Origin of the sequence: Paraburkholderia sp. RL17-337-BIB-A (assembly GCF_046025895.1) — a bacterium.
Classification (GTDB): Bacteria; Pseudomonadota; Gammaproteobacteria; order Burkholderiales; family Burkholderiaceae; genus Paraburkholderia; species Paraburkholderia fungorum_C.
Window position 1 is genome coordinate 53,457 of the sequence record NZ_JARESY010000004.1, and the last position, 26,134, is coordinate 79,590.

The window sequence follows — 26,134 nt, forward strand, 5'->3', positions numbered from 1 at the left end:
CTAGCCAGGCCGTCCATGATATCGAACGATCTTCCGCATTTCGTACCTGCTGACCTACCCGATGCCCTGCTGATCGGACGCATCTGGCGAAACGCGCCGATAGACGGGCCGTCGGTCGTCGTTGTTCGTGCCGGTCGGGTCTTCGACATCACGGCGTCGGCGCCGACGACCTCCGATCTATTCGAGCGCGTGGACCTGTTAGAGTTTGCGCGTCACGTCGAGGGCGAGGCGCTCGGTCCCGTCGGGAACATCGGCCAGGCATTGCTCGCGCCATGCGATCTTCAGGCCATCAAGGCATGCGGCGTGACCTTTGCCGTGAGCCTGCTCGAACGGGTCATTGAAGAACAGGCTGCCGGCGACGCGACGCAAGCCGACACTGTGCGCGCGACGATCGCGCAACTGATCGGCACTGATCTCTCCAGGATTCGCCCCGGCACGCCAGCTGCCGACAGTCTGAAGCGGGAACTGGAACGGCGCGGCGCATGGTCGCAATATATGGAGGTCGGCATTGGGCCTGACGCAGAGGTGTTCACCAAGTCTCAACCGATGTCGGCAGTCGGCTACGGCGCGGACGTTGGACTTCACCCGGCCTCCCACTGGAACAACCCCGAGCCGGAAATCGTTCTGGCGGTAAACGGTGGGCGCTTGCCCGCGCCGCGGGGCAGGTAAGCAATGCGTAAATCCGCGCTGAGCGTGATAGGAAAGTTTCCGCGAGACCGTCGGTGACGGTCGGTCGAAGGCGGTCGGTCGCGTTGTGCTGACGCGGCCGAGCGCACTTTTTTATGTACAGGTGCGCTTGGGGTGGTGGTGTGGTCGCTTGTCTAGAGGCGAAACACCGCGACCGTTTCCTTCAACTGCCGCGCCTGTTGCTCGAGCAACTGCGCCGCTGCCGCCGCCTGCTCGACCAGTGTGGCATTCTGCTGAGTCGCGGTATCCATCTGCGCTACCGCGTGAGCGACCTGTTCGATACCCGAGCTTTGCTCGGACGAAGCGGACGATATCTCGCCCATAATATCGGCCACGCGCTTCACACTGGTGAGAATCGCCTGCATGCGGCCGCCCGCCTCGTTCACCAGCGTGCCTCCCGCCTGCACTTTTCCGCTCGACGTCTCGATCAGTTCCTTGATCTCCTTGGCCGCCGCCGACGAGCGCTGCGCAAGCGTGCGCACTTCGGAGGCCACCACCGCGAATCCGCGCCCCTGCTCACCCGCACGCGCGGCTTCGACAGCCGCATTGAGCGCAAGGATATTGGTCTGAAACGCGATTCCTTCGATGATCGCGATAATGTCGCCGATGCGTGCAGAACTCTGATCGATCTCGGCCATCGTCGCTACCACCCCCTCGACCGCACTGCTGCCATGGTGGGCCGTTTCCGTGGCGCTGGTCGCGAGCGTCAGCGCCTGGCTCGCGTTCTCGGCATTCTGCCTTACCGTACCGGTCAGTTCCTCCATGCTTGCCGCCGTTTCCTGCAATGACGCCGCCTGCTGTTCCGTGCGCGAAGACAAATCGAGGTTGCCCGAGGCGATCTGCTGCGCGGCTGTTGCGATGGTGTCGCTCGCGTGGCGCACAGCATTTACCGTGTTCGCGAGACCGTCGCGCATCTGCGAAAGACCCTGTAGCAGCGCGCCCATTTCATCGCTTGAACGAATTTCGATTCGTTGCGACAGGTCACCCGCCGCGATCCGGTCGAAGTGTCTCAGCGCCTCGTCGAGCGGACCGCTGATCGCGCGGCGCAGCGACATGAACGTCAACGCGCCGGCGAGCAGGCCGAGCACGGCGGTACCGGCCGTTATTGCGCGAAAAAGCCGGAAACCGGCTTCTGCACCAGCGTACCGCGCCTTCGCTTCGTCGCGCTGAAGCTGCTTGAGATTCGCACTTGCCGTGACATAGTCGGTATTGGCCAAAGCAATTTTCTTCAACGCGAGTTTGACCGCCGCGCCGTCCATGCCCTTGACCGAATCCGCGAAAGCATCGAGGTCATTCTGCACCTGGCTGCGCTTTGCGTTGACCACTGCAGCAAGACTGCTTTCAGTCGACGTGGCGGGCAGAGCCAGGTATTGCGTCCAGGCCTCCATGCCTTGCCCTTTGAGCATGCGGTAAGTGGCCACGTCTTTGTCGACGGTCGGTGCTGTGGGATCGAAGGCGATCCGGTCGACGGTCGTCCGCTCACGGCTGATCGACAGTTCGGCATCGCCGATCAGCCGTGTGCTGGCGAGCCGGTTTTCGTACGTCTCGCGATTGGCGTCGTTGCTGCGCGCCATACCGATCACGCCGAGCGCGCCGATGACGATCAGCAGCACCGACAGCAAAAGTATCGCGGCGCCAAGTCGCGCGCGTATGGACAATTTTGGCATCGTGTTTATCCTCAACGGGCGCTCGAACCGTCGAGCGGACGCTGCGTCATTTCGCCATCGACGAGCCGCATCAGCTTGAGCGGATTGGCATTCTTCAGCGCGTCGGGCAGCAGTTCGTCCAGGTAGTTCTGGTAGCACACCGGCCGCAGGAAGCGGTCGATGGCGAGCGTGCCGACCGAGGTGCCGCGCGCATCGGATGTGGCGGGCCACGGTCCACCATGGACAATCGCGTCCGACACTTCGACGCCGGTCGGATAGCCGTTCACGAGCAGACGGCCAGCCTTTTCCTCGAGCCGCTCGATCAGCGTGCGATGCGACCGCAGATCATCGAAGGAGGCGATCAGCGTGGCCGTCAGTTGACCGCGCATTGCCGATGCAAAGCGCAATAGCTGGTCAGCGTCATCGACTTCGACGACGATCGTCGCCGGTCCGAAGATTTCTTCTTCGAGCGGCCGGGTTCGATCGAACAGGAGGTTCGCGTCGGCCATGAACAGTTGCGGTGTGGCTTGCCGGGTGTCGCCTCGGGCGCACGCGTGCAACCGGATGCCGCGCTGTGCGGCGGCGCGTTCGACGGCCGCGTTGAAGTTCGAAAAAATGCCTGGGTTCAGCATGGTCTGCGGCGCCTGCCGCTCGATCGCGCGGCCGAGATGGTCGACAAACGCGCTGAAGCTTGCCGAGCGTATGCCGAGCACAAGACCCGGGCTCGTGCAAAGCTGCCCGCAACCGGTTGCTACCGAGGCCGCCAGTTCATTGGCGATCGCCAATCCCCGCTCCTCCAATGCGCCATTCAGCAGGAACACCGGATTCACGCTCGACATTTCCGCGAACACCGGAATCGGCTGCTCGCGAGCCGCCGCGAGATCGCATAGCGCACGCCCGCCACGCAGTGAACCGGTGAAGCCTACCGCCTGAATGCCGGGCGCCTGCACGAGGCGCGCGCCGACGCGTTCGCCGTAGATCATGTTGAAGGTTCCCGCCGGCATGCCGGTGCCTTGCACCGCCCGTTCGATTGCGTCCGCCATGTATTCGGCTGTGACAAGATGGCCGGAATGCGCCTTGACCACCACGGGGCAGCCGGCCGCCAGCGCGGACGCAGTGTCGCCGCCAGCAACGGAGAACGCCAACGGAAAATTGCTCGCGCCGAACACTGCGACCGGGCCGACACCGATCCGGTACTGGCGCAGATCGGGACGCGGAATCGGCTGCCGCTCGGGCAAGGCCCGATCGATGCGCGCGCCGTAAAAGTCGCCCCGGCGCAGGACCGCCGCGAACAGGCGCATCTGATTGCTCGTGCGTGCGCGTTCGCCGACAATCCTGCCGTTGGGCAGCGCCGTTTCGCGCATCACCTCGGCGATGAAATCGTCGCCGAGCGCGTCGATCTCCGCAGCAATCGCGTCGAGAAAGTCCGCGCGGGTGCTCGCGGGCACCGCACGATAACGCGCAAACGCGGCAGCCGCGGCCTCTGCCGCAGCGTCGATTTCTTCGTCGGTCGCCTGCGCGAAGGCCACCGGATAGGTCTCCCCAGTCGATGCCGACAGACTGTGCAACGTGACGTCGCCACGCGCGCTGCGCTGGCCGCCGATGTAGTTGTAGCCGAGAACGGTTGTTGTCATTAGCTTTTCCTGGGAAATGGCGGAGACCGGCGCCCGCCCGCCTGCCTCGTCGTGGCTGCGCCGGAAACAGGATGAAGATGAAGGCCGTTTGAAAGGCGACATAATCAAACCGTCAGCAGGAACGGCGCACCCGCCGCTTGCGCGACTTCGCGGATCTTTTCGCGCAACGAATCGGGCATCGGAATGCCCTCCACGCTGCGCGCGACGCGCGTGAGACGCTCAGGATCCCCAGGGATCAATACAGGCTGCGCCGGGTCGGCGGGCTGGCTTTCACGCAGCGCATCGATTACCGCGTCGAGGTCAGCGTGGTATTCCTCGATGGGACGGAACGCCGCCGGATTCATAGCAAGGAAGAAATGGCCTATGTTGTCCGGCTCATCGCTCCTTTGGGTGCGGTTACGCACAGGCGAGAACGAACCGCCGCCCAGCGTGCTGCCGAGAATCTGGGCGAACAAACCGAGGCCGTAGCCCTTGTGACCGCCGAGTGTCTTGCCGTCGCCGCCCAACGGCGCGAGGCCGCCACCGAGGCGCTCGAACAGCAGCCGGTAGGCTTCGGCCGAGTCGGTCAGCGGGTTGCCGTTCGCGTCCAGCGCCCAGCCCGGCGGTAACGGCTTGCCCTGCAACGCGTACACCTTGACCTTGTTCGACGCGACCACGCTGGTCGACATGTCGAGAATCACGGGCGGATGCCGGGCCGCCGGCGTGGCAAAGGCGAACGGATTGGTGCCGAGCATCGGCTCGGCCCCGAAAGTTGGCACCACCGTTGCAAGCCGGGTCGAGCACGACACCATCGCGATCAGTCCGCGTTCAGCCGCCATTTCCGCGTAGTAGCCTGCCGCGCCGAAATGCTGCGAGTTGAACACGGAAACCGCGCCCATATCGCACGCCAGCGCTTTCTCGATTGCCAGTTCCATGGCCATGCGCGACGTTGGATGCCCCATCGCCGCATTGCCGTCGATCAGCGCGGTGGTCGCGGTCTCGCGCACGATACGCGGTCTCGCCTTCATGTCGATCTGACCGGCACGATACAACTGGTCGTAGAACATCAGCATCGAGATGCCGTGCGAGTCGATGCCCTTCAGATCGGAATCGATCAGGATGTCGGCCGAAGCTGCGACCTGCTCGGGCGACATGCCCCAAGCTTCAAGGATGACCTCGATTTGCTGCCGTGCGATTGCGGCCCCGACGCGGGGCATAGTGTCTGCCATGACTGACCTGCTAAACGAAAGAATTGAATCGAAGTAAATGGGCCGGCGTGTTGCGTTGAGCCAAGCGTTAAACGTCATTGCGCGGTGGACATGGCCTCCGGTCCGCCGCGGCCGGCGAGACCAAGCCGAAACCAGACCACCACTGCGCCGGTGCCGAGCAACAGTAAGCTCACGGCGGGCACGAGCATCGGCGCGGACGTGCTGCCCGTTACCTTGCCGACCCACGGCATGATGTTTTGTGCAAGGAAACCGCCGACGCTCGAGCCCGCTGCGATCACCGCGAGCGCCGCAGCGCCGCCCGCGCCCTTCATGAACGAGGCCGGCAGCAAGCGCGGCGGCAATGCCCAGAAACACGGGATCATCAGATACAGACACGGTGCGCCGAGCGAGAGCGCCGCGAAACGCACCGCATTGCTGAACGGCCCCACGCTGGCGACGAAACACAGAATCCCCAGCAGCGCCGCGCAGAACGCGGCAATCAGCACGCGGCGCGGCGTTTTCAGACGGCGCGGCAACCACAGCAGCATCAGCGATGTGATGAACCACGGAATCATGTTGAGCATGCCGTTGACGCTGCTCGTCACGCCGAAGCCTTTGACCAGGGTCGGCAGCCAGTAGGCGATGCCGTAGATCGCGATGGAGATGGTTCCGTACCCGACGCTAAAGAGCCCCACCGTAACGAGCGCGGCCAATGACCAGCCACTGCCGCCGGCAAGGCGGGCGGCGGGCGGATCCGCGCGCAGCCGGCTTTCGACGACGTCTTTCTCGCGGGCCGTCAGAAAGTTGGCGGACTGCGGGCCATCTGGCAGGCAGTACAGCGTGACGAAGGTCAGCAGCACGGCAGGCGCGCCGGTAGTCAGAAACACCCACTGCCAGCCGGCGAGGCCCGCTACGCCATGCAGTTCCAGCGAGAAGCCGCCGATCAGCGAGCCGAGCATGTTGCCCATGCTGCTGCCGAGCGTCAGCAAGCCGATGATGCCGGTGCGCTGCCGTTCAGGAAACCACATGCCGAGATAGAGGATGATCCCCGGATAAAGGCCGGCTTCCGCAGCGCCGAGCAAGAAGCGCAGGATCTGGAAGGCCAATGCTGAAGGCGTCCACGCGAGCAGCAGAGTCGCGACGCCCCACGTGAACATGATCCGCGAGATCCAGCGGCGCGCGCCAAAGCGATGCATGAGCAGATTGCTCGGCACCTCGCACACCAGATAGCCGATGAAGAACAGCGACGATGCAAAGCCGTACGACGCCTCGCTCATCTTCAGGCTGCTCAGCATCTGCAGCTTGGCGAAGCCGATATTGGCGCGGTCAATATACGCGACCAGGAAAATCGTAATCAGCAGCGGCACGAGCCGCCACGCTATGCGCGTAAAAAGTTGGTCTTCACTGCTTCGATCGGTCACTGTCGTCTCCATGCCGGACCGCCTTTTGCGCGGTCCGTCGTAAATGCTGATGCGGGTGGTTTCGTACGGCCTCGCCGCACGGAATCGTTTGTTAGAGCGGCCACCTGCGCTCGCGCGATTGCATCATTGCGCAGCACAGGTAGCCGTTTCCCTGCTTATAGGCCAGCCCCGTTTGCAGACGGGCTCTTTTTCCATGCTTCGAAGTCGGCGCGCGTCGCCTCGTCCGGCGGGTATAGGCCGAAGGTCGAGCGGCCGGCGCGCACCTGTGCGTCGACCCAGTCTTCGAATACCGTCATTGCTGCGGCCTCTTCAGCGATCTCGTTGGCCAGATGCGCCGGAATCACCACAACTGCTTCCGCATCGCCGACGATGATGTCGCCCGGATACACCGCCACGTCGCCACACGCGATCGGCACGTTCAGATCGACAGCATGGTGATGAATCAGGTTGGTCGGCGCCGACGGCCGCGCCTGATAGCATGGAAAGTCGAGCTTCTGCAGATCCGGCGTATCGCGAAAGCCGCCGTCGGTGACGACGCCGGCCACGCCGCGCATCATCATCCGCGTGATCAGAATGCCGCCTGCGGAGGCCGCGCGCGCGTCCTTGCGCGAATCGACCACCATCACGTGACCAGGCGGAATCTCCTCGACGCCGCGACGTTGCGGATGGCCGCGGTCCGAGAACACGCCGATGTGATCGAGATCTTCGCGGGCCGGAATGTAGCGCAGCGTGTACGCCTCTCCCACCATACGCGCGGCCGCCGGGTTGACCGGCAGCACGCCTTGCACGCAAACGTTGTGAAGGCCGCGCTTGAAAAGCGCAGTGGTCAGGGTCGCCGTGCTGACGTTGCGCAAGCGGGCGCGGTTCTCGTCAGTGAGCGGGCTCGGGATAGTCACTGCGGTCGCTGAGGTCACAGATTTGCTCCTGGTTTCGGTGAAGTGGTGGCCGGCCGGGCGTCAGAACTTATGGCGAATCGCGAAACGGACCGTCGCCTGCTGGTTACCCGACGCAGGCGTCAGGCCATTGAGCGAGGCGCGCGCTGCATGCCCGGTCGAATCGGTGCCCGACGCGTGCTGCAAAACACCGATCAGATAGAAATCGGTCCGCTTGGAGACCATGTAGTCGGCACTCAGCGAGCCCTGTTGATATTTCGCGTGATTCGCGCCGCTGCCGTCGGTGTAGTTGTAGGCCGCGCCGAACGAGAGCGCCGGCGTCAACTGATACTGCAAGTTGACTTCAGCGCTGTTGAAGCTCGCGGTGCCGCCCACGCCGGCCGGATTGAGCGGCGACACCACGCCGCTCAGATTCTTGAATTTCGTGTTCGAGTAAATCCCGCCCAAGGTCGCGGCGCCGATCACGTATGTGGCGCCGGCGCTGATGATCTCTTCGCTTTGCGCCGAGGCATAGCCGTTGATCACCGGCGAGCTGCCGAAGTTGTTGGTGGCCGCCGTCGCGCTGACTGCCGTGCCGAAGAAAGACGCATTCGGATTGCGCGCATTCAGGTAGCCGACGCCGACCGTGAGCGGCCCGCGAGCGTAACCGGCGCCGAGCGAGTAGATCTGGTTGCCGCCCATGCTGCCCGGCACGCCGCCGAAGCTATACATGCCTTCCGCTGTCAAGCCTCCATAGCTGGCCGTGCGGTACTTGACCGCGTTGTTCACGCGATTGGTGTTGTTGAGGTTGTCGAGGTCGCCCGGATGCGCGCCGACGCTGCCCGAGAACATCGCGCTCGGCATCAGCGGATGGATGTAGTCGACCACCGGATCATACTGACGGCCGAGCGTGACCGTGCCGTACGGGCTCGAAACCCCCACATACGCCTGGCGGCCGAACAGCAGCGAACCTTGGCCCATCTTGCCGTTGTTCACGTCGAAACCGCTTTCGAGCAGGAAGATCGCCTTCATGCCGCCGCCCAGATCCTCATTGCCGCGCAGGCCCCAACGGCTGCCGCTCAGAATGCCGCTCGAGAGGCTGTAGAGGCTGTGGCCCTGGCCCGGACTCGTTTGTACGTTGCTCGTGTAGTTGATGCCCTCGTCAATAATGCCGTACAGCGTCACGCTGCTTTGCGCGTGAACTGCTGCCGGCGCTCCCGCAGCGGCAAGCGCGGCGAATGCGAATGCCACGTGTGCGGCGAGAGGTTTCGAGGAGGTTGCGAGGGACTTATGCACTGCGAGGTCTCCAGTCACTTTTTTTCAATGCAGAGAGGAGTTGCGCTTTGCCGATGCACGGCGGACGCAACAGAAAACCCAACGAGGCGATGACCGGCCTCGTCGGCGGAAACGGTGTTGTTCGATGAGGGTGCCGATGGGTGTGCCAGTCGGTTACGCGGCCTTCAGAATTCGATCGGCGATCATCGAGCCGATCGGCATCGCGGAGGTCGCGGCCGGCGACGGCGCGTTGCACACGTGCACCATGCGCGGCGTGTCGGCGAACAGGAAGTCGTGCACCAGCGTGCCGTCGCGCATCACGGCTTGCGCGCGAATGCCGGCTTCATAAGGCAGCAGATCGTCGAGCGTCAGCGACGGACAGTATTTGCGGCACTGCTCGAGATAACCGCGCTTGAACAGCGAGTTCTTCATCTCGCCCATGCCGGAGCCCAGGTTGCGCCAGATGGTTTTCCAGAAACCGGGGAAAGCGGCATATTCGGCGACGTCGCGCAGATTCACGGAAAGCTTCGGGTAGTTTTCGCGGCCGAACCCGAGCACCGCATTCGGTCCGACTGTCACGCTACCGTCGATCATCCGCGTCAGATGCACGCCGAGAAACGGCAGATCCGGGTCGGGAATCGGATAGATCAAATGACGCACCACGTCATTCTTCGAGGCCGGCAAGCGGTAGTACTCACCGCGAAACGGCACGATCTGGTGATCGATTTTCACGCCCGCGAGCCTGGCTAGCCGGTCCGATTGCAGACCGCCGCAGACCACCAGCTTCTTCGCCTGCCATTGCTGTTCCTCCGAGGCGCCGACGGTGACGTAATTGCCCAACTCGGCAATCGACGTGACCTGCGTGCCGAGGCGAATTTCTCCGCCTGCTTTCTTGATGACGCGCGCCATCGCTTCGCATACCTGACGGTAATCGACGATCCCGGTCGCATCGAGGAACAGGCCACCCAGACCAACAATATTCGGCTCGCGGCGCTGCAACTCGGCGGCGTCGAGCCGCTCGACGCGCAAACCGTTCTGTTGCGAGCGCGCGTAGAGCGCTTCCATGCGCGACAGTTCGAGCGGATTGGACGCGACCAGCAGCTTGCCGCACACGTCGAACGGAATGGCATGCTCCCTGCAGAACTGCTTGGTTGCCTCGGCGCCGCGCTTGCACAACTCCGCTTTCAGACTGCCCGGCTGGTAGTAGATGCCCGCGTGAATCACGCCGCTGTTGTGCCCGGTCTGATGCTTCGCTAGCGTGGTCTCCTTCTCGAGCAGCAGCAGCGAAGCCGTGGGCTCTCGCTGCAGCAATTCCATCGCCGTCGCGAGACCGACGATGCCGCCACCGATGATGCAAAAGTCATAAGTCATGTTTTTCTTCTTCGCTTCTACTTTGCGGATTCAGCTTGCTAAACGCTTTCTCGTCCGCTTATCAGGTTGTCAGACTAACTAGCCAAAAAAAGAGAACCGCTTCGCGGGCTTGAGCGCAGGACCGCCAAGGGCCGCGCTCTTGCCCGCTATCGTCAATCGCTAGGAGGTAACTCGATTTTCTGGCGTTTGGCTGCGGCGCGCAGATGCCGCTCAGCCGATTCGGCGGCGCCCCGATGGTCGCCGCGCTCGATAGCCTCGTACAGCTCGCCGTGCTCCTGGCGCGCGTAGTCGCCCGCGTGGCTCGCGGTGTTGGCCCACTGCGCGCGACGCACCGCCACCAGTTGGCCGCGCAGGAAATCGTGGAACGCGACGAAATACTCGTTCTTGGTGGCCGCGGCGATGGCCCGGTGAAACGCGACATCGGCCGCGGAAGCCGCGTCGAAATCAAGGCGTTTCTTTTCCATCTCGCGAATCGCATCGCTCATACGCTTCAGATCTTCCGGGGTACGTCGGCGCGCCGCGGTCATCGCCGCCTGCGTTTCGATCCAAAGACGCATTTCGAACAGTTGGGCAAGATCCAGCTTCTGCTTGCCACCACTCGGCAGCCGGAAAACCGTGCCCGACGGCGTCTGCGAAATGAACGATCCTGCGCCGCGCCGGGCGACCAGTACGCCGTCCGACTTCAGCTGCGCGATTGCCTCGCGCACGACTGAGCGGCTCACGTTGAGCCGTTCCGACAGTTGCTGCTCCGTTGGCAGGCGCGACTCGGCAGGAAAATGACCAGCATCAATTTCCGCGCGAAGTGCGCCTACCACACGCTGCACAAGCGAATCGGGACGTTCAAGCTCAAGCATCAACAGCATCTCGTTTTAATCAGGTTGTCAGACAATACCGAGTTACGCGAGCAGTGTCAAGCCGTGGCCGAATTCGCACGCTCATCGACCACGGATAACATGCTCTTCAGCGCTGCGCCGCAGGCGCAGACTGTGCACACCACTGGACAGGCCGTGTCGCCGTCCCTAACCGCCGCTCCTCTATCCGATCCTCGATTAACCGGGTCGACGACGCGTCCATTCAATCCGCGTTAGCGACTCGACGATCGCTGCGCGCCGGCTGCCGCTCCGGCGCCGCACACGGCCAGGTCATACACGGTATTGCAGCCGGATCGATTTGCGCTCAGCGCGGCAAAGGATGCGGCGAGTGAGCGGACGCACGCGCGCCCAGCGCTGCGGCCGCTTCATCTTCCGGCTCCGCGGACAGATCCCGCCTGAAAGTCTCGGCGAGGAAAAACGCGCACACCAGGCTCAGCAACCCGGTCGCCGCGATATAGATCGAAATGGGCAGCGTCTGGCCATACGTGGCGAACAGGTAGGTGGCGATCAATGGCGTCGGCCCTGACGTGATGATGCCGGCGATCTGATACGGCAGCGACGCACCCGTATAGCGCACCCGCGTACCGAACAGTTCCGCAAACCACGTCGATTGCACGCCGTACACCGACGCCTGGCTCAACGCGATACCGCAGACGTACGCCACGAAAATCAAGGTCGGATTGCGTGTCTCAAGCAACGGAAAGAACGCGAATCCATAGATCGCCACGAACACCGCGCCGAGCATGAAGACGGTCCGGCGTCCGATCACGTCCGACAGTTTGCCGAACAGCGGCAGCGTGATCAGCGCAAACGCGCAGCCCACAATGATGGCGTTTAGCAGTAGTCCACGCGACAAGCCGAGCCGCGTCGTTCCGTAGACCAGCACGAACACGTTGATCACGTTGAAGGTGATGTCGACCGCGAAGCGCGTGCCGATCGTCAGCACGAGGTCTTTCGGATGCCGGCGCAGCAATTCGATCAGCGGCGCCTTCACGACCTGCTTGCTCGCCTTGATCTGTTCGAATACCGGCGACTCCATGACGCGCAGGCGGATGAACAGGCCGATCGCGATCAGCGCGACGCTCAGCAGGAACGGCAGGCGCCATCCCCATGAATAGAACGCGTCCGACGGCAGACTCGACACGGCTTTGAACACCGCGGTCGAGAGCATCAGCCCGAGCGGCACGCCCAATTGCGGGAACGCGCCGAAGTAACCACGCTTCCTGGCCGGCGCCGTTTCGACCACCATCAGCACCGCGCCGCCCCATTCTCCGCCGACGCCGAGCCCTTGCAGGAAGCGCATCGCCACCAGCAGGATCGGCGCCCAGACGCCGATCGAGGCGTAGGTCGGCAGCAGGCCGATCACGAAGGTGCCGACGCCCATGATGGTCAGTGTCGCGACGAGCGTCGCCTTACGTCCGATGCGGTCGCCAAAGTGCCCGAAAAACACGGCCCCAAAAGGCCGTGCAAGATAGCCGACCGCAAAACTGCCGAACGCCGCGATGGTGCCGACCACCGGATCGAACGAGGGGAAGAACAGCTTGGCGAAGACCAGCGCCGAAGCGGTGGCATAGAGAAAAAAGTCGTACCACTCGATGGCGGTCCCGACCACCGAAGCGACCAGCACACGGTTGACGGCCGAACGGCTGATAACCGGCGCGTTGCCGGATGAAACGGGCGATGTATTCATGTCTCCTCCCTTCTCTTGGAATCTATGTTTTGAACTGCTGCGTCGGCGGCGCGGGTCCGCCGGCACGTTACAATAAATTCACTGCGCTCACCAGTGCAGTTCCATCGGGAATTGGTCGAGCGTTTCGACGCCGCCCGAGGTCAACCGCACGATACGTTCCGTGCGCAAACCGCCGACGTTCGGCACCGTGATCGTCGCCTTCAGGGTAAAGACCATGTTTTCCTGCAGCACGGTCTTGTTGCCCGGCCCGATCCAGGGCGCTTCTTCTTCCGGGTCCATGCCGGTGCCGTGACCGGTGCCATGGCCGCGCGCTTCGCTTGAGTATTGCTCGTAGTTCGATTTCACCAGCGCCTGCTGGATCACCGCGTTCAGTTCCATGGCCGCCATGCCGGGACGCGCTGCGGCAAGCCCCGCTTCGACCGCGCGCGCCGCTGCCGCGACGATCGCCATCTTCTCGGGATTCGCCGGACCGTAGGTGAAACCGCGTCCGCCATCGGCTACGTACCCACGATAACGCGCACCGATGTCGGTCATGATCAGGTCGCCCGGTTGCAGGATGCGGTCGGTGGGGCGCGCCAGGTTATACGCCGAGCGCGGACCGGATTGCACCATCGAATCGAACGCGGTCCGGTCTGCTCCTCCCGCGAGCATCGCGCGGTCAGCGATTAGAGCGAGTTCACGCTCGGTATAGGGACGGCGGTCGGCGAGCGCGTCGCGAATCGCGGCCATCGCCGAGTCGGTCAAGGCGGCGGCTTTGCGCATCAGCGCCACTTCGGCGTCGCTTTTGATCGCCTTGATTTCGGCCAGCACCATCGTCGGTTCGAGCTTCAGTTCGCCAAGACCGGCGTTCAGGCGCTGCAACAGGTCCGCGGGGATATAGGCGGCGCCGGCGAGGCCGACCGTGCCGCTGCGGTGCCGCGCCGAAAATACCTGCACCTGTTGCGTGACTTCACGCAGGCTGCGCACCTCGAAAGCGGTGACGCTCGTCGCGTAATCGAGGCATTGATCCGACACGAACAGCACGGGGTCGCCGTCCACGGGCAGCAGCAGGATCGCGTTGGCGATGTCCGATACGCCGTCGAGCGGACGAAACTCCGTAAAGTAGCCGATGTTCGCGCCACGCCAGCAATCCCCGAAGGCGAGCAGGCCGACCAGGCCCGCCTTGTCGAGTGCGCTGCGGACCTTGGCGACGCGGCCGAGGAACTCGTCGGTGGTGATGCCTTCCGGCGGGATGTCTGCGGTACGGGTGTTCATTGCTTTCTTCGTCTCCTGTGCGGCTGCCTACGCGGAGGCTAGGTGCAGCCGGTCTCGATGCCCGTGATGGGAATCCGTCCCGCCGTGGAATGCAGGACATCTTCCGCATAGTAGAATCTATCGATATGCTTTTATAATGAAAAATATCGCGACATCTATATCGATAAGGAATACGTGGAGACAACATCGTGACCTCGGCCATTCGTCCGGACAACGGCGCGGGCGCCATCGCGGCGGGCCGCTTCGACCCCACGCGTCTGAAGACACGCCAATTGGCCCTGATCGTTCAGCTCGACATCCATCGGTCGGTGTTGCGCGCGGCGGACGCCGCGCACATGACGCAGCCGGGGGCGACCAAGTTGCTGCGGGAACTGGAAGACACGATGGGTGTGCAATTGTTCGAACGGCATCCGCGCGGTGTCGAGCCCACCTGGTACGGCGAGGTGCTGATCCGCCATGCACGCAGCGTGCTAGCGGAGTTGCAACACGCGTACGACGAAGTGTCCGCGCTCAAAGCCGGCCTGACCGGGCAGGCGATGATCGGCACCGAGGTCACGGCGGCCACCAACGTCGTGCCGCAAGCGGTGGCGCTGCTCAAGAAGCGCTTTCCGCAGATTCGCGTCAACATCGAGATGGAGTTCAGCGAGGTGCTGGTGCAGCGCCTGCAGGAAGGCAAGCTGGATATGATCGTCGCGCGAATCCGCAATCCTGACGATCTGGCGGAACTGCACTACGCCCCGCTCGCAGAAGCACAGCACGCGCTGTTCGCACGCGTTGGCCATCCGCTCGTCAAGCGCAAGACGCTGCGCTGGAACGAACTGGCGCCGCAAACGTGGATCTTGCCGCCGAAAGGCAACGTGATGCGCAATCAGATCACGCAACTTTTTCTCGAACGGCAGCTCGCGTTGCCGACGGATGTGGTCGAGAGCTCGTCGCTGCCTGTCATCACGAGTCTGCTGCAGATGAGCGATATGATCGCGCCACTTGCGCGCGAGCCGGTGCGGCCGTATTGCATTGCCGGTGCGCTCGAACCGCTACCGTTCGAGCTCGATCTGAAGCTCGGACCGGCGGGCATCGTCACACGGCGCGGCGAACGGCTTTCGCCGGGCGCGCGGGCGATGCTGCAAGCGCTGCGCGAAGCCGCCGGATTCGACACTCAAGGCCCCGACGCCGACAGCGATTGACCCACAGCAACGGGACTCAGCGCGCGCCGTCCGTCGCGACGCTTGCGCCGGGTTGTAGTAGCCATTCATGAGCCGGCTCGTTGTGTACGTGCCAGGTGCGGCGCGGACCAGCCATCACATTCAGGTAGTAGAGGTCGTAGCCGTGCGCGGCGGCAACCGGGTGATAGCCGCGCGGCACCAGCACGACATGCTTGTCGTACGCCGCGAGCGTTTCGTCGAGACTGCGGTCGTCGGTGTAGACGCGCTGGATCGCGAAGCCCTGCGGCGGCGAGACGCGGTGGTAATAGGTTTCCTCGAGATAGGTCTGCTGCTCGCCATCGTCGGTATCGTGCCGATGCGGCGGGTAGCTCGACCAGTTGCCCGCGGGCGTCACCGATTCCACCACCAGCAAGCTCTCCGCCAGCTCGGTTTCCGGCAGGATGTGGCGCACGTGACGCAGATTGGCACCGGCGCCGCGGGTTTCCTGCTTGACCTCCTCAGGTGCGATGAAGCGCGGCGGCAGACCGCCCTTCGCGGGCGCGGAGCAGATGCCGAGTTCGACGTCGCCGGTGGCCACGATCGTGTAGCGCGTATGCGGCGGTACGTACATGGACCACGGCGCACCATCGAACGGCGACATCCGTGCGCCGATCGCGCGGCTCGCGAGTCCTTCGCAACCGACCACTGCGTGCCCCTTGACGAGCACGATCACGACTTCGCGATCGCCCGTCTCCTGCGTGAGCGTGGCGCCGGCCTTCAGGTCGAAAACATCGAAGCCGACGTATTTCCAGCCGGCGCTCGCCGGCGTGATATGGATGATCCGGCCGTCTTCGGCATGCCTTGTCGGTTTGACGAGCAGCTCGCTCATGTGTTCCTCCGGTTATTTAGGGTTGCTACTCGCCAGAACGCGGCGCTCGCTGCGGCTACGTGCATGGCCTGAAGCGGTACAAGCGTTCATGGCTTTGACGGCACCGTGTGCGCGAATCGCCGCCAGATGGCGTGCGACTTGCGCGACGAAGCGCGGCTGTGCACGCAGATCGCATCCGAAAATCGACTCGATTTCGAACAGTGCTTGTACCGCATCAACGGCATCGGCGTGCAAGGTCGAGCGGACCGTCTCGGTCAGTGTGTCGGCGAGCGGATCCGCGATGGAGTAGATGCGGCCTGTCTCGTCCTGACCACTGAGGTACGCGATCCAGCCGGCCAGCGCAAAGGCGAGACATTCGGTCGGCGCGCCGCTTTTCAGGTTGGCGCGCACGCTTTCCAGCCAACGCTGCGGCAGTTTCTGCGAGCCGTCGGTCGCGATCTGTTGCAAGCGGTGATCGAGCGCGGTGTTGCGAAAACGCGCGAACAGTTCAGCGCGATAGGTGGCCAAAGCGGGTCGCGACAGCGTCGGCTCCACCTCGTCACGCAACATGCTTTCGACAAAATTCAGCATCGCCGGCGCGTCGATCGCCTGATCGACGGTGTCATAGCCAATTAGCGATCCGAGGTACGCGAGCGCCGAATGCGCGCCGTTCAACATCCGCAATTTGGCCTGCTCATAGGGACGCGCGTCACCCACGAGCGTCGCGCCTGCGCGCTCCCATGCCGGCCGCGGTCCCGCGAAGCGGTCCTCGATCACCCATTGCGAAAACGGCTCGGTCATCACCGGCCACGCATCGTCGGCACCGAGCTGCTTCGCGACGCGCATGCGATCGCCGTCGGTGGTGAGCGGCACGATCCGATCCACCATCGTGTTGGGAAATGCGCCGTCTAGCTCGATCCACTCGGCCAGCAGAGGGTCCGCTTTGCGCGCAAACGCCAGCGTCAACGCGCGCATCGTGTCGCCGTTGGACGGCAGGTTGTCGCACGACAGCACGGTAAACGGGCCCAGACCGGCCGCGCGGCGCAGCGCCAGCGCGCGCACGACGAAGCCGATCGCGCTTCGCGGCGCGGCGGCCTCGCGTAGATCATGGGCAATGTCGGGATGATCGAACTGCAAGGCGCCGCTGGCCGGATTGCGGCAATAACCTTTCTCGGTAATCGTCAAGCTGACGATATGGCAGCGCGGATCGGCCATCGCATCGAGCACGGCGGCGGGCGACCGCGGCGCGACCAGCGAAGTGATCACCGCACCGACCACCTGGAACGAATCCGCGGTGCCGTCGCGCACATCCACGGCATACAGATGATCTTGCGGAGTGAGCGCCTCCGACGTGTCCGCACGCCGCAACGACACGCCGACGATGCCCCACCGGTGATCGCCAGCGCGCAACGTGTGCTCGGTGTACACAGCCTGGTGCGCGCGATGAAACGCCCCGAGGCCCAGATGGACAATGCCCGGTGCAAGGCTCGCGCGATCGTAGCCGGGAACGACGACTTCGCCAGCAGCGCGCGCCGCGAGCGAAGACAAGACGGCGTTACCCAGCCGCATGATAGGCCGGATGTTTGGCGAGGCCTTCCCAGATGCCGTTCAGGTAGACCGCGGCTTCTTTGGCCACCGGCATGAAGTTGTGGCAGACCACCTTGACGCCGCAGGCGCCGAGGTGACGCAGCGTCTGGCCGTAGTTGGCGATGAGCGCGTCGCGCGTCGCTTTGCCGAGCTTGATGTCCTCGTGCACCGGCACGCTCTCTATCACTTCCGGTGTCAGGCCGTGAGCCTTTATCTTCTCCTTCAGCGACAGGATCCTGTCGATCGGCCACACCCCGCCCCACAGGCACGTCATAGACCGCCGAGCGACCCCGACCATGCCGGGGATCAGGCGGATATAAGCGAGCGGCACGGGGTCCGTGTCGCCATACCAGCGAAAGGTCATTTTCATGTTCGAGTCTCCTCCTCACACGCTCGCTGCGCCTTCAACGACGCTGCGTTCAGTGAATGGTTGGTTCGGCCTTTCCGCGTTGGTTCAGCGCGACGACGCGGCGTATGGACGCCGTGCGCCTGTCGGGGTTCACGCGGGGGCGCAGCCAGGACTCTGCATACTAGCGACGATCGCCATGCCTTTATAATGAAGAATAATGCTTTATCTATACGATTATGGAATACGTAAACTTGCGGCGTCACCACTGCCGGTCGTCCTGAGCCTGGAGGAGATCACCACCTTCTTCGAGTCGATCGCCCGCCTCAAGCAGCGCACGATGCTGATGACCGCTTACGCGGCCGGGCTGCGCGTGTCGGAAGTCATGCACCTGAAGGGCACCGATATTGATAGCCAGCGCAGTGGTATCCAGAAACCCATCACGCCGCATTCGCTGCGGCACGCCTTCGTCATCCACCTGCTGGAGACCGGCACCGTAAGATCCAGGCGACCGCGCGACCGGTGCGGGCAGCCAGGAACTGCCGGAGGTTGGCCCGCGACTGCTCGGCGGCTGCGCCCCAGTTCGCTTCATTTGCGCTTAGATCGCACGCTGAAGTTCCGGCACAACCGTGAACAGATCGCCCACCAGACCATAGTCGGCGACGCTGAAGATCGGCGCTTCCGGGTCCTTGTTGATCGCGACGATGACCTTCGAGTCCTTCATCCCCGCCAGATGCTGGATCGCACCCGAGATACCGACGGCCACGTACAGTTGCGGCGCGACGATCTTGCCGGTCTGGCCGACCTGATAGTCGTTCGGCACGAAGCCCGCATCCACTGCTGCGCGTGATGCACCCAGCGCGGCTTGAAGTTTGTCCGCCAGGGGTTCGAGAACCTTCGTGTAGTTCTCGCCGTTGCCCAGACCACGGCCGCCCGAGACAATGATCTTCGCCGACGTCAGTTCCGGACGATCCAGCTTCGTCACTTCACGGCTCACGAACTGCGAGAGGCCCGTATCGGCTGCCGCTTCGATCTTCTCAACCGTTGCGCTGCCGCCTTCCGCCGCGACCGGGTCAAAACCGGTCGAGCGGACCGTGATGACCTTGATCGGGTCAGCCGATTGCACCGTCGCGATCGCGTTACCCGCGTAGATCGGGCGCTCGAACGTGTCGGCGCTGTCCACTGCGGTGATATCGCTGATCTGCGCGACGTCCAGCTTCGCGGCGATACGCGGTGCGATGTTCTTGCCGTAGGCAGTCGCCGGCGCGAGGATGTGCGTGTAATCCTTCGCGATGTTCAGCACTGTCGCTTCGACGTTTTCAGCGAGGCCCGCTTCGAGTTGCGGCGCGTCGGCCAGCAATACTTTGGAAACGCCAGTGATTTTCGCTGCCGCATCCGCTGCGGCGTGCGCGTTGTGACCCGCGACCAGCACGTGAATATCGCCACCAATCTTCTGCGCCGCTGCGATCGTGTTCAGCGTCGCGGCCTTGATCGACGCGTTATCGTGTTCTGCAATTACCAGATTCGTCATTTCGTCCGTCTCCACGTTCTACTTAAAGCACCTTGGCTTCGGTCTTCAGCTTCTCGACCAGCGTCTTCACATCCGGCACCTTCACACCGGCGGAGCGCTTGGGCGGCTCGACGACTTTCAGCGTCTTCAGGCGCGGCGTGACGTCGACACCGAGGTCTTCCGGCCTGATGACTTCGAGCGGCTTTTTCTTCGCCTTCATGATGTTCGGCAGCGTCACGTAGCGTGGCTCGTTCAGGCGCAGGTCCGTGGTGACGACTGCGGGCAGCTTTAAAGACAGCGTTTCAGCGCCGCCGTCGACTTCGCGCGACACAGTTGCCTTGCCATCCGCGACGACAACTTTCGACGCGAACGTGGCTTGCGGCAGGTTAGCCAGCGCGGCCAGCATCTGGCCGGTCTGATTCGAATCGTCGTCGATTGCCTGCTTGCCGAGAATGACGAGCGAAGGCTGTTCCTTGTCGACCAGCGCCTTGAGCAGCTTGGCGACCGCCAGCGGCTGCAACTCTTCAGAAGACTCGATCAGGATCGCGCGGTCCGCACCGATCGCCAGCGCCGTGCGCAGCGTTTCCTGCGATTGCGTCACGCCTGCCGACACAGCGATCACTTCGGTCGCCACGCCGGCTTCACGCAGACGCACGGCTTCTTCAACCGCGATTTCGTCGAACGGATTCATCGACATCTTCACGTTCGCGATGTCGACGCCCGTGCCGTCCGACTTGACCCGGACTTTCACGTTGTAATCGACCACTCTCTTGACTGGCACCAGGATTTTCATCGTCTACTCCGTTCTTATTGCGCCACTTCATGACTCTTATGACGCAATGAAATCTAAACCATCCGACGGGTGCAACAGGCCGGACTTGCCCATGCAGCGCGGTGCTTCACACGATCTTTGCGATGGCGCCGTCAACCTCGCGGCCCTCTCCTGTTGCCCTCACTTTTCCATTGCCGCTTGTGCCTGCTTCGCGCCGCGCAGCATGATCTCCGCCGCGCGCTCCGCGAGCATCAGCACGGTCGCATTGGTGTTGGTCGACGTAATCGACGGCATCACCGACGCGTCCACGATCCGTAAGCCCGTCATCCCGCGCACGCGTAGATTCGCATCGACCACGCTCATCGCGTCGTCGCCCATCCGGCAAGTGCCGACCGCGTGATACACCGTCGAACCGTTGTCGCGCGCGTATTGCAGCAGTTGCTCGTCGGTTGCAGCCGCGCGCCCGGGCACGGTTTCGTCAACGATGTAGCGCGCGATCTCCGGCTGCGCAAATATCTTCCGGCCGAATTTCAGTCCCTCGACGACCGTCGCACGATCGAGTTCATGACTCAGATACTCGGGCGCGATCACCGGCGCGACGCTCGCGTCGCTGCTGCGGATATGCACGTGGCCGCGGCTCTCGGGCCGCATCTGCCAGACTCCGCACGACACGCCCGGCTCCGACTCGAGCACGCCGATGCGCCCCGCCGCGAAGCTGCCCGGCGCCATCACGTACTGCACGTCCGGCCGCTTCGCGAGCGGCGTCTGCCCAAAACCGCCGACAATCGCGGCGCTATAGGTCAGCACCCCGCTTCCGCTCACCACGTAGCGCATCATTTCGCGCGCGAGCGCGAGACCGTGCGACCGTTCATTCGCCGTCTGCGCACCGCGCACGCGAAAGCCGAGCCGGACCACGTAGTGATCCTGAAGATTCGCACCGACACCCGGCAGGGAGACCCTCGTGCGGATGCCCGCGTTATCGAGCACGTCGCTATTGCCGATGCCGCTCAGTTCCAGCAGCTTCGGCGTGCCGATCACCCCCGCGCTCAGGATCACCTCATGCGCCACGCGAATCTCGACGTTTTCGCCACTGCCCGTGACGGCGCTGACGCCCGTCACCTGCGCGCCGCTGCCCGCGAGCGACGTCACCTGCAGACCGGTCAGCACGGTAAGGTTCGGACGTGCCATCACGGGCCGCAGATAACCCCGCGCGGCGCTCGAGCGGCGCCGTCCGTCGCGGGTCTGCTGGTAATAGAACACCGACGGGCCGTGCGTAGTGCTGTTGGGGTCGTCGACGAACTCGAGGCCCGCCTGCTTTGCGGCGCACACGACCGAGCCGCAGATTTCCGGCGGATTCTGCACGCGGCTCACGCGAATCGGACCATGAGTGCCGCGTTGCGGACTGCGCCCTTCTGTCCACGTCTCCGAGCGGCTGTAGTAAGGCAGGCAGTTGTCGAAGTTCCAGCCGGCCGCGCCCGCGCGTTCCCAGGCGTCGATATCCTCGGCAAACGGCCGCACATACAGCAACCCGTTGATCGCGCTCGAGCCGCCGAGCCCCCGGCCGCGCGGAAACAGGATCTCACGCCCCCCGGTGTGCTCGCTGCCTTGCGTGCGGTAACGCCACGTTACGCCCGGATGGTCGAGCAGCCGCACGAACCCGGCGGGAACGTGAATGTACGGATGCCGGTCGCGCTCGCCCGCCTCGATCAGGATCACCTTAACGTTCGGATCTTCAGTCAGACGGTTCGCGAGCACGCAACCCGCCGTGCCGGCGCCGACGATCACATAGTCCGCCGCGTAAGTTTTCATGAGCCTACCCCCGTGTCGGCCACATGCCGGCTTTCGAGTACGGCGATCTCTTCGTCGCTGAAACCGAACTCGGTAAGCACTTCGGACGTGTGTTCGCCGAGCACCGGCGGCGGCCTGCGATACGTCGCCGGGCTGCCGTGAAAATTCACCGGGCTAGCGATGTTCGTGACGGTGCCCACCCGCGGGTGCTCGATCTCGATCACTGTGCGGTTGTGGCGGATCTGTGGATCGTGCGTCAGCGCCGTGTGGTAATCCTGCACCATCGCGCACGGGACATCGGCGGCACTCAGATGCGCGACCCAATGTTCGGCCGTGTGCGTCGCGAACGCCTCTTCGAGAATCTTGTCGAGCGCATGGCGATGTGCAGTGCGGGCGGTGTTGCCGATAAAGCGCGCGTCGGTCAGCAGGTCTTCGCGCCGCAACGCGCGGCACAGGTTCTGCCAGAATTTTTCGGTGAAACACGCTGCGAAGAAATGCCGGCCATCGGAGCCGCGATAGTTGCGATACGGCACCATCGTTGGATGGCCGCTGCCGAGGCGCTCGGGCGCCTTGGCGCTACGCAGTGTCTCGCCGTCGCGTGGAATCGTGCTGAAGAGGGCCGCGGACAGCAACGACGTGTCGATGCGCTGTCCTTCGCCGTGCCGTTCGCGATGCAACAGCGCCGCCGAGATGCCGAACGCGAGCAGCGCGGCCGCGCCGAAGTCGGGCAGCGGCACGCCGAGACGCACCGGATCGCCGCCCGCCTCGCCCGTCATGTCCATCAGACCGGCCGTCGCCTGCACGATCGGATCGTTCGCGGGCCAGCCGGCATAGGGACCGCTCTGTCCGAACGCGGACACGCTCGCGTAGACGATCCGCGGATTGCGTGCCTTCACCGCTTCATAACCGATGCCGAGGCGCTCGACCGTCCCCGGGCGGAAATTCTCGACCACCACGTCCGCCTGTTCAGCCATTCGCAGGAACGCCTCGCGCCCTTCCGCCGACTTCAGGTCCAACCGTATGCTGCGCTTGTTGCGATTCTGCGAGAGGAACTGCACGCTCTCGCCCTCGACGAACTGGTTGCCGAGGCTGCGCGCCAGATCGCCCGCGCGCGGTTCCTCGATCTTGATCACGTCGGCCCCGAGGTCGCCGAGCAGCACCGTGCCGACGGGACCCGCCGTCATCACGGTCAGGTCGAGAATGCGATAGCCCGAGAACGGGCCAACTGGTTTCTTATCCATGACGAGCTGCCTGCGAAATTGGTTGGCCGGCGAATTCCGCTCGCGGGTAATCAAGCGCGTCGAAGCGGAGGCGGAACGGATCGTCGGTGCCGCGCGTGATCGTCAGCGCGTGGCCGAAGTGCGCGTCGTCGCGATCGGGGCAATCGGTGCGGTAGTGGCTGCTGCGCGATTCGCGCCGCTCGAGACACGCCGCGACGATCACTTCGGCGCTGGTCGCCATGTTCTCGATGGTGAGCGCATCGAGCACGTCAGCAGGGCTCGCGTTGCCGCCCGCCGCGAATTGCTGGCGGCTCCTTTGAGCGGCGGCGAGCGCGCGTTTCAGACCCGCCTCGGTCTTCTCGACGAGGCAATTTTCCTGCATCGAATGGCGCAATCCGGTCGCGATACGTTGCGCGTCGAAACCGGCATTCGGCTTCAGCGCGATCTCGAGTCGCGCGGCGAGCGGCGCCCCGTCCGCGACGCCCGGCGCCGCGCTTTGCGAGGCGAACGCAGCCGCGCCCGCACCCGCGCGATGGCCGAACACCTGGCCTTCCGCGAGCGAATTGCCGCCAGGACGGTCCGGTCCGCGCACGCCGCCCGCGAGTTCGCCGATCACGAAAAGTCCTTCGATGGTCGACATCGCATTCGTATCGGCCATCCGCACGCCGCCGTTCAGGCACTGGAACGCGATGCCGACGTCGAGCAGATCGCGCTTCGGATCGAGCCCCTTCGCACGCATCCAGCGCAGCGTGTTTGGGATCGTCGCGGCGAGCCGCTCCTCCGGAATGTCGGCGAACGAAAACTGCACCGCGCCGCGCGTCGTGCCGCGGCCTTGCGCGATCTCGGACGCGATGGCGATATCGACATAGCGCGATTCGTTCGAGATCGTGAATGGGAATACCTTCTCGTCCATCACTGCTTCGGGCGTGACACCCGCGGGCAGATAGTCGGCAAGGAATTCATGACCGTCGCGATTGAGCATCTTCGGATGCAGGATGAAGCACGATTTGCTGAAGAGCTGCACGTACGGATGAACCATTGCTGGGCCGAACTGGTGGAACTCCATGTTGACGAGTTCCGCGCCGTGGCGAAAGCAGATCGCCTGGCCGTCGCCGGTCATTTCGGCGGTCGACACCTGTTGCGAGAACAGTCCATGCGCGCCGCCCGTGCCGAGCACGACCGCGCCCGCCGTGACGACGAGCAGCCGCCGCGAATTCAGATCGAAGCCGACCACTCCGCTCACCCGTCCGCTTGCATCGCGCAGCAGGTCGATCAGCGCAACGGAATGACGCGTCTCGACGCCCAATTTCTTCGCTTCGTCCGCAAGGGCGTTGACGAACGCCTTGCCGGTCTTGCCTTTCACGCCGAGCGCGCGCGCATAACTGCCGAAGTCGCTGCGGATCAGCTTGTAGCCGTCGTCGCTGCGATCGAACGGCACGCCCATCGCGATCAGATCGGCAATCCGGGCGGGCGCGTCTTCAGCCAGCACGCGCACGAGGTCGCGATCGACGAAGCCGCCCGCCGGCCTCATCGTGTCTTCGTAGTGGACGGTCGGGTTGTCCGCCGCGCTGCCGTAGCCCGACGCACCCATGCTCATGATTTCACTGGCGCCGTGCACGGTGCTGCCGCCGCTGCCGACCGGCGCCTTCGCGAGCACGAGCACGCTCGCGCCCGCCTGCGCCGCGGACACCGCCGCGCGCGACGCCGCGCCGCCGCCGCCGACCACCACCACATCGGCGCGCGCCGTATCGACGCCGAAACCCAACTTCTCGAATGTCTGAACCAGAGTCACATCCGTCTCCGCTTATGATTTCAGCGCGCGTGCCACGATGTTGCGCTGAATTTGATTAGTGCCGCCGAAGATCTGGAACATCTTGGCTTCCCGAAAATGACGCTGCATCGCGTATTCGGCGGAATAGCCGTTGGCGCCCATGATCTGGATACCGTCGGTTGCGACCTGCACGTACGTGTCCGAGGCGAAATACTTCGCCTGCGACGATTCCACGTCGCACGTCTCGCCTTCGTCGAGCAGCTTTGCCGCGCGAAACGCGAGCATGCGGGCCGCGTCGACGCGGGTCTGCATGTCGGCGAGCAAGTGCGAGACGGCCTGGAAATCGATGATCGACTGGCCGAACTGCTTGCGGTCGTTCGCGTACCAGCGCGCCAGATCGATCGCCGCCTGCGCTCCGCCCACGCACATCGCCGACAACGCGATGCGCTCCTTCGACAGCACTGTCGTGAGCTTCTTCCAGCCCACATGCAGACCGCCGACCAGCCGGTCCTTCGACACGCGCACGCCGTCGTACACGACCTCGCAGGTGCGGATCGCATGGCCGCCGAGCAGGTCGATCGGATTGATCGTCAGGCCCTTCGATTCCTTCGGCACCAGAAAGAGGCTGATGCCGTCGTGCTTCTTCGCATCGGGATTGGTGCGCACGGCGGTGAGGATGTAGTCGGCCTGCAGCGCGCCGGAAATCCACATTTTGGTGCCGTCGATCAAAAAGTCGTCGCCCTGCGCGACCGCACGGGATGCGAGCGACGCGGCGTCGGAGCCCGAGCCGTTCTCGCTTAGCGCGAACGCGAGCCACGCCTTGCCGGCAGCGAGCTTCGGCAGCACTTGGGCCTTGATGTCGTCGGAGGCGAAGCGCGACAGCGCGCCGCCCACCATGTTGACGTTCGCGTTCCAGAAGCGCGCGAGCGCGATCGTGTGGTACGCGACGATCTCGAGATAAGCCGCCATGTCGAGATAGCCGCCGATGCCGCCGTACTGCTCGGGCAGTGTGAGGCCGAACCAGCCCTGCTGCGCGGCGACGTCGACGAGTTCTTGCGGAAAGCGCTTCGCTTCATCGCATTCGCGGATGTACTCGGGCGACGCATGACGCGTCAGCACGCGATGGATCGAGTCGCGAAATTCGAACTGATCGGCATTCAGATACGGCTTCAGGTCGCGCCGATTGACGAGCTGGCTTGCGTATTCCTGATTCACGGTGTC

At 63.9% G+C, this 26,134-nt stretch carries 21 protein-coding genes and 1 pseudogene; 2 read left to right on the top strand and 20 right to left on the bottom strand.

Annotated elements, in window-relative coordinates:
• Positions 1–15: 15 nt before the first annotated feature.
• Positions 16–636 (top strand): annotated as a pseudogene (locus P0D84_RS45320) (fumarylacetoacetate hydrolase); the annotation flags it as partial.
• A 185-nt stretch (positions 637–821) separates the two neighbouring features.
• Here P0D84_RS45320 and P0D84_RS45325 read toward each other — a convergent pair.
• The 10 genes from P0D84_RS45325 to P0D84_RS45370 all read right to left on the bottom strand — a co-directional run bounded on the left by P0D84_RS45325 (position 822) and on the right by P0D84_RS45370 (position 13,909).
• Positions 822–2,354, bottom strand: a complete 1,533-nt coding sequence (locus tag P0D84_RS45325; RefSeq protein ID WP_408350028.1) for a methyl-accepting chemotaxis protein — start codon at positions 2,352–2,354, stop codon at positions 822–824.
• An 11-nt stretch (positions 2,355–2,365) separates the two neighbouring features.
• Complete coding sequence (locus tag P0D84_RS45330) at positions 2,366–3,967, bottom strand: aldehyde dehydrogenase (NADP(+)) (RefSeq protein WP_408350031.1); 1,602 nt, start codon at positions 3,965–3,967, stop codon at positions 2,366–2,368.
• 104 nt (positions 3,968–4,071) lie between these two features.
• Positions 4,072–5,175, bottom strand: a complete 1,104-nt coding sequence (locus P0D84_RS45335) for an Ldh family oxidoreductase (RefSeq protein ID WP_408350034.1) — start codon at positions 5,173–5,175, stop codon at positions 4,072–4,074.
• A 74-nt stretch (positions 5,176–5,249) separates the two neighbouring features.
• Entirely contained in the window at positions 5,250–6,587 is a 1,338-nt protein-coding gene (locus tag P0D84_RS45340) for an MFS transporter (RefSeq protein WP_408350037.1), read from the bottom strand.
• A gap of 143 nt (positions 6,588–6,730) precedes the next feature.
• Complete coding sequence (locus tag P0D84_RS45345) at positions 6,731–7,489, bottom strand: ribonuclease activity regulator RraA (protein ID WP_408350040.1); 759 nt, start codon at positions 7,487–7,489, stop codon at positions 6,731–6,733.
• Between the two features lie 42 nt (positions 7,490–7,531).
• Positions 7,532–8,743 (bottom strand): porin, encoded by a 1,212-nt coding sequence (locus tag P0D84_RS45350; protein WP_408350043.1) that lies wholly within the window; start codon positions 8,741–8,743, stop codon positions 7,532–7,534.
• A gap of 153 nt (positions 8,744–8,896) precedes the next feature.
• On the bottom strand, positions 8,897–10,093 hold the full coding sequence (lhgD, locus tag P0D84_RS45355) for an L-2-hydroxyglutarate dehydrogenase (protein WP_408350046.1): 1,197 nt from the start codon (positions 10,091–10,093) through the stop codon (positions 8,897–8,899).
• 152 nt (positions 10,094–10,245) lie between these two features.
• Complete coding sequence (locus P0D84_RS45360; RefSeq protein ID WP_408350049.1) at positions 10,246–10,947, bottom strand: FadR/GntR family transcriptional regulator; 702 nt, start codon at positions 10,945–10,947, stop codon at positions 10,246–10,248.
• A 322-nt stretch (positions 10,948–11,269) separates the two neighbouring features.
• Positions 11,270–12,655 carry an MFS transporter gene (locus P0D84_RS45365; RefSeq protein WP_408350052.1) on the bottom strand — a complete coding sequence of 462 codons (1,386 nt, stop codon included), beginning with the start codon at positions 12,653–12,655 and terminating at the stop codon, positions 11,270–11,272.
• Between the two features lie 87 nt (positions 12,656–12,742).
• The gene (locus P0D84_RS45370) at positions 12,743–13,909 is read right to left on the bottom strand and encodes a M24 family metallopeptidase (protein WP_408350055.1); all 1,167 of its coding nucleotides are present in this window, start codon (positions 13,907–13,909) and stop codon (positions 12,743–12,745) included.
• A 188-nt stretch (positions 13,910–14,097) separates the two neighbouring features.
• Between P0D84_RS45370 and P0D84_RS45375 the strand changes: the two genes are divergently transcribed.
• Positions 14,098–15,093 carry a LysR substrate-binding domain-containing protein gene (locus tag P0D84_RS45375; RefSeq protein WP_408350058.1) on the top strand — a complete coding sequence of 332 codons (996 nt, stop codon included), beginning with the start codon at positions 14,098–14,100 and terminating at the stop codon, positions 15,091–15,093.
• A 16-nt stretch (positions 15,094–15,109) separates the two neighbouring features.
• Here the strand turns inward: P0D84_RS45375 and iolB are convergent, their stop codons facing one another.
• The 10 genes from iolB to P0D84_RS45425 all read right to left on the bottom strand — a co-directional run bounded on the left by iolB (position 15,110) and on the right by P0D84_RS45425 (position 26,128).
• Complete coding sequence (gene iolB, locus P0D84_RS45380; protein WP_408350061.1) at positions 15,110–15,940, bottom strand: 5-deoxy-glucuronate isomerase; 831 nt, start codon at positions 15,938–15,940, stop codon at positions 15,110–15,112.
• Between the two features lie 12 nt (positions 15,941–15,952).
• Positions 15,953–17,488, bottom strand: a complete 1,536-nt coding sequence (locus P0D84_RS45385; protein WP_408350064.1) for a mannitol dehydrogenase family protein — start codon at positions 17,486–17,488, stop codon at positions 15,953–15,955.
• Positions 17,475–17,876 carry a mannonate dehydratase gene (locus P0D84_RS45390; protein ID WP_408350067.1) on the bottom strand — a complete coding sequence of 134 codons (402 nt, stop codon included), beginning with the start codon at positions 17,874–17,876 and terminating at the stop codon, positions 17,475–17,477. The genes P0D84_RS45385 and P0D84_RS45390 overlap by 14 nt, the downstream gene beginning before the upstream one ends.
• Before the next feature lie 238 nt (positions 17,877–18,114).
• A complete protein-coding gene (locus tag P0D84_RS45395) occupies positions 18,115–18,330 on the bottom strand; it encodes a hypothetical protein (RefSeq protein ID WP_408350070.1) in 216 nt (71 codons plus the stop codon).
• 120 nt (positions 18,331–18,450) lie between these two features.
• Positions 18,451–19,383, bottom strand: a complete 933-nt coding sequence (locus P0D84_RS45400) for an electron transfer flavoprotein subunit alpha/FixB family protein (RefSeq protein ID WP_408350073.1) — start codon at positions 19,381–19,383, stop codon at positions 18,451–18,453.
• Between the two features lie 22 nt (positions 19,384–19,405).
• Positions 19,406–20,155 carry an electron transfer flavoprotein subunit beta/FixA family protein gene (locus P0D84_RS45405; protein WP_408350076.1) on the bottom strand — a complete coding sequence of 250 codons (750 nt, stop codon included), beginning with the start codon at positions 20,153–20,155 and terminating at the stop codon, positions 19,406–19,408.
• A 159-nt stretch (positions 20,156–20,314) separates the two neighbouring features.
• Entirely contained in the window at positions 20,315–21,943 is a 1,629-nt protein-coding gene (locus tag P0D84_RS45410; RefSeq protein ID WP_408350078.1) for a GMC family oxidoreductase, read from the bottom strand.
• On the bottom strand, positions 21,940–23,163 hold the full coding sequence (locus tag P0D84_RS45415) for a CaiB/BaiF CoA transferase family protein (RefSeq protein ID WP_408350081.1): 1,224 nt from the start codon (positions 23,161–23,163) through the stop codon (positions 21,940–21,942). The genes P0D84_RS45410 and P0D84_RS45415 overlap by 4 nt, the downstream gene beginning before the upstream one ends.
• Positions 23,156–24,934: an FAD-binding protein gene (locus P0D84_RS45420; RefSeq protein WP_408350084.1), complete on the bottom strand. Its 1,779-nt coding sequence runs from the start codon at positions 24,932–24,934 to the stop codon at positions 23,156–23,158. Before P0D84_RS45420 ends, P0D84_RS45415 begins: the two co-directional genes overlap by 8 nt.
• 12 nt (positions 24,935–24,946) lie before the next feature.
• Positions 24,947–26,128, bottom strand: a complete 1,182-nt coding sequence (locus P0D84_RS45425; protein ID WP_408350087.1) for an acyl-CoA dehydrogenase family protein — start codon at positions 26,126–26,128, stop codon at positions 24,947–24,949.
• Positions 26,129–26,134: the final 6 nt, after the last annotated feature.

Coding starts and splice junctions, on each gene's coding strand:
- P0D84_RS45325 (WP_408350028.1), bottom strand. CDS start 2,354: ATGCCAAAATTGTCCATACGCGCGCGACTTGGCGCCGCGATACTTTTG.
- P0D84_RS45330 (WP_408350031.1), bottom strand. CDS start 3,967: ATGACAACAACCGTTCTCGGCTACAACTACATCGGCGGCCAGCGCAGC.
- P0D84_RS45335 (WP_408350034.1), bottom strand. CDS start 5,175: ATGGCAGACACTATGCCCCGCGTCGGGGCCGCAATCGCACGGCAGCAA.
- P0D84_RS45340 (WP_408350037.1), bottom strand. CDS start 6,587: ATGGAGACGACAGTGACCGATCGAAGCAGTGAAGACCAACTTTTTACG.
- lhgD (WP_408350046.1), bottom strand. CDS start 10,093: ATGACTTATGACTTTTGCATCATCGGTGGCGGCATCGTCGGTCTCGCG.
- P0D84_RS45360 (WP_408350049.1), bottom strand. CDS start 10,947: ATGCTTGAGCTTGAACGTCCCGATTCGCTTGTGCAGCGTGTGGTAGGC.
- P0D84_RS45365 (WP_408350052.1), bottom strand. CDS start 12,655: ATGAATACATCGCCCGTTTCATCCGGCAACGCGCCGGTTATCAGCCGT.
- P0D84_RS45370 (WP_408350055.1), bottom strand. CDS start 13,909: ATGAACACCCGTACCGCAGACATCCCGCCGGAAGGCATCACCACCGAC.
- iolB (WP_408350061.1), bottom strand. CDS start 15,940: ATGAGCGAGCTGCTCGTCAAACCGACAAGGCATGCCGAAGACGGCCGG.
- P0D84_RS45385 (WP_408350064.1), bottom strand. CDS start 17,488: ATGCGGCTGGGTAACGCCGTCTTGTCTTCGCTCGCGGCGCGCGCTGCT.
- P0D84_RS45390 (WP_408350067.1), bottom strand. CDS start 17,876: ATGAAAATGACCTTTCGCTGGTATGGCGACACGGACCCCGTGCCGCTC.
- P0D84_RS45400 (WP_408350073.1), bottom strand. CDS start 19,383: ATGACGAATCTGGTAATTGCAGAACACGATAACGCGTCGATCAAGGCC.
- P0D84_RS45405 (WP_408350076.1), bottom strand. CDS start 20,155: ATGAAAATCCTGGTGCCAGTCAAGAGAGTGGTCGATTACAACGTGAAA.
- P0D84_RS45410 (WP_408350078.1), bottom strand. CDS start 21,943: ATGAAAACTTACGCGGCGGACTATGTGATCGTCGGCGCCGGCACGGCG.
- P0D84_RS45415 (WP_408350081.1), bottom strand. CDS start 23,163: ATGGATAAGAAACCAGTTGGCCCGTTCTCGGGCTATCGCATTCTCGAC.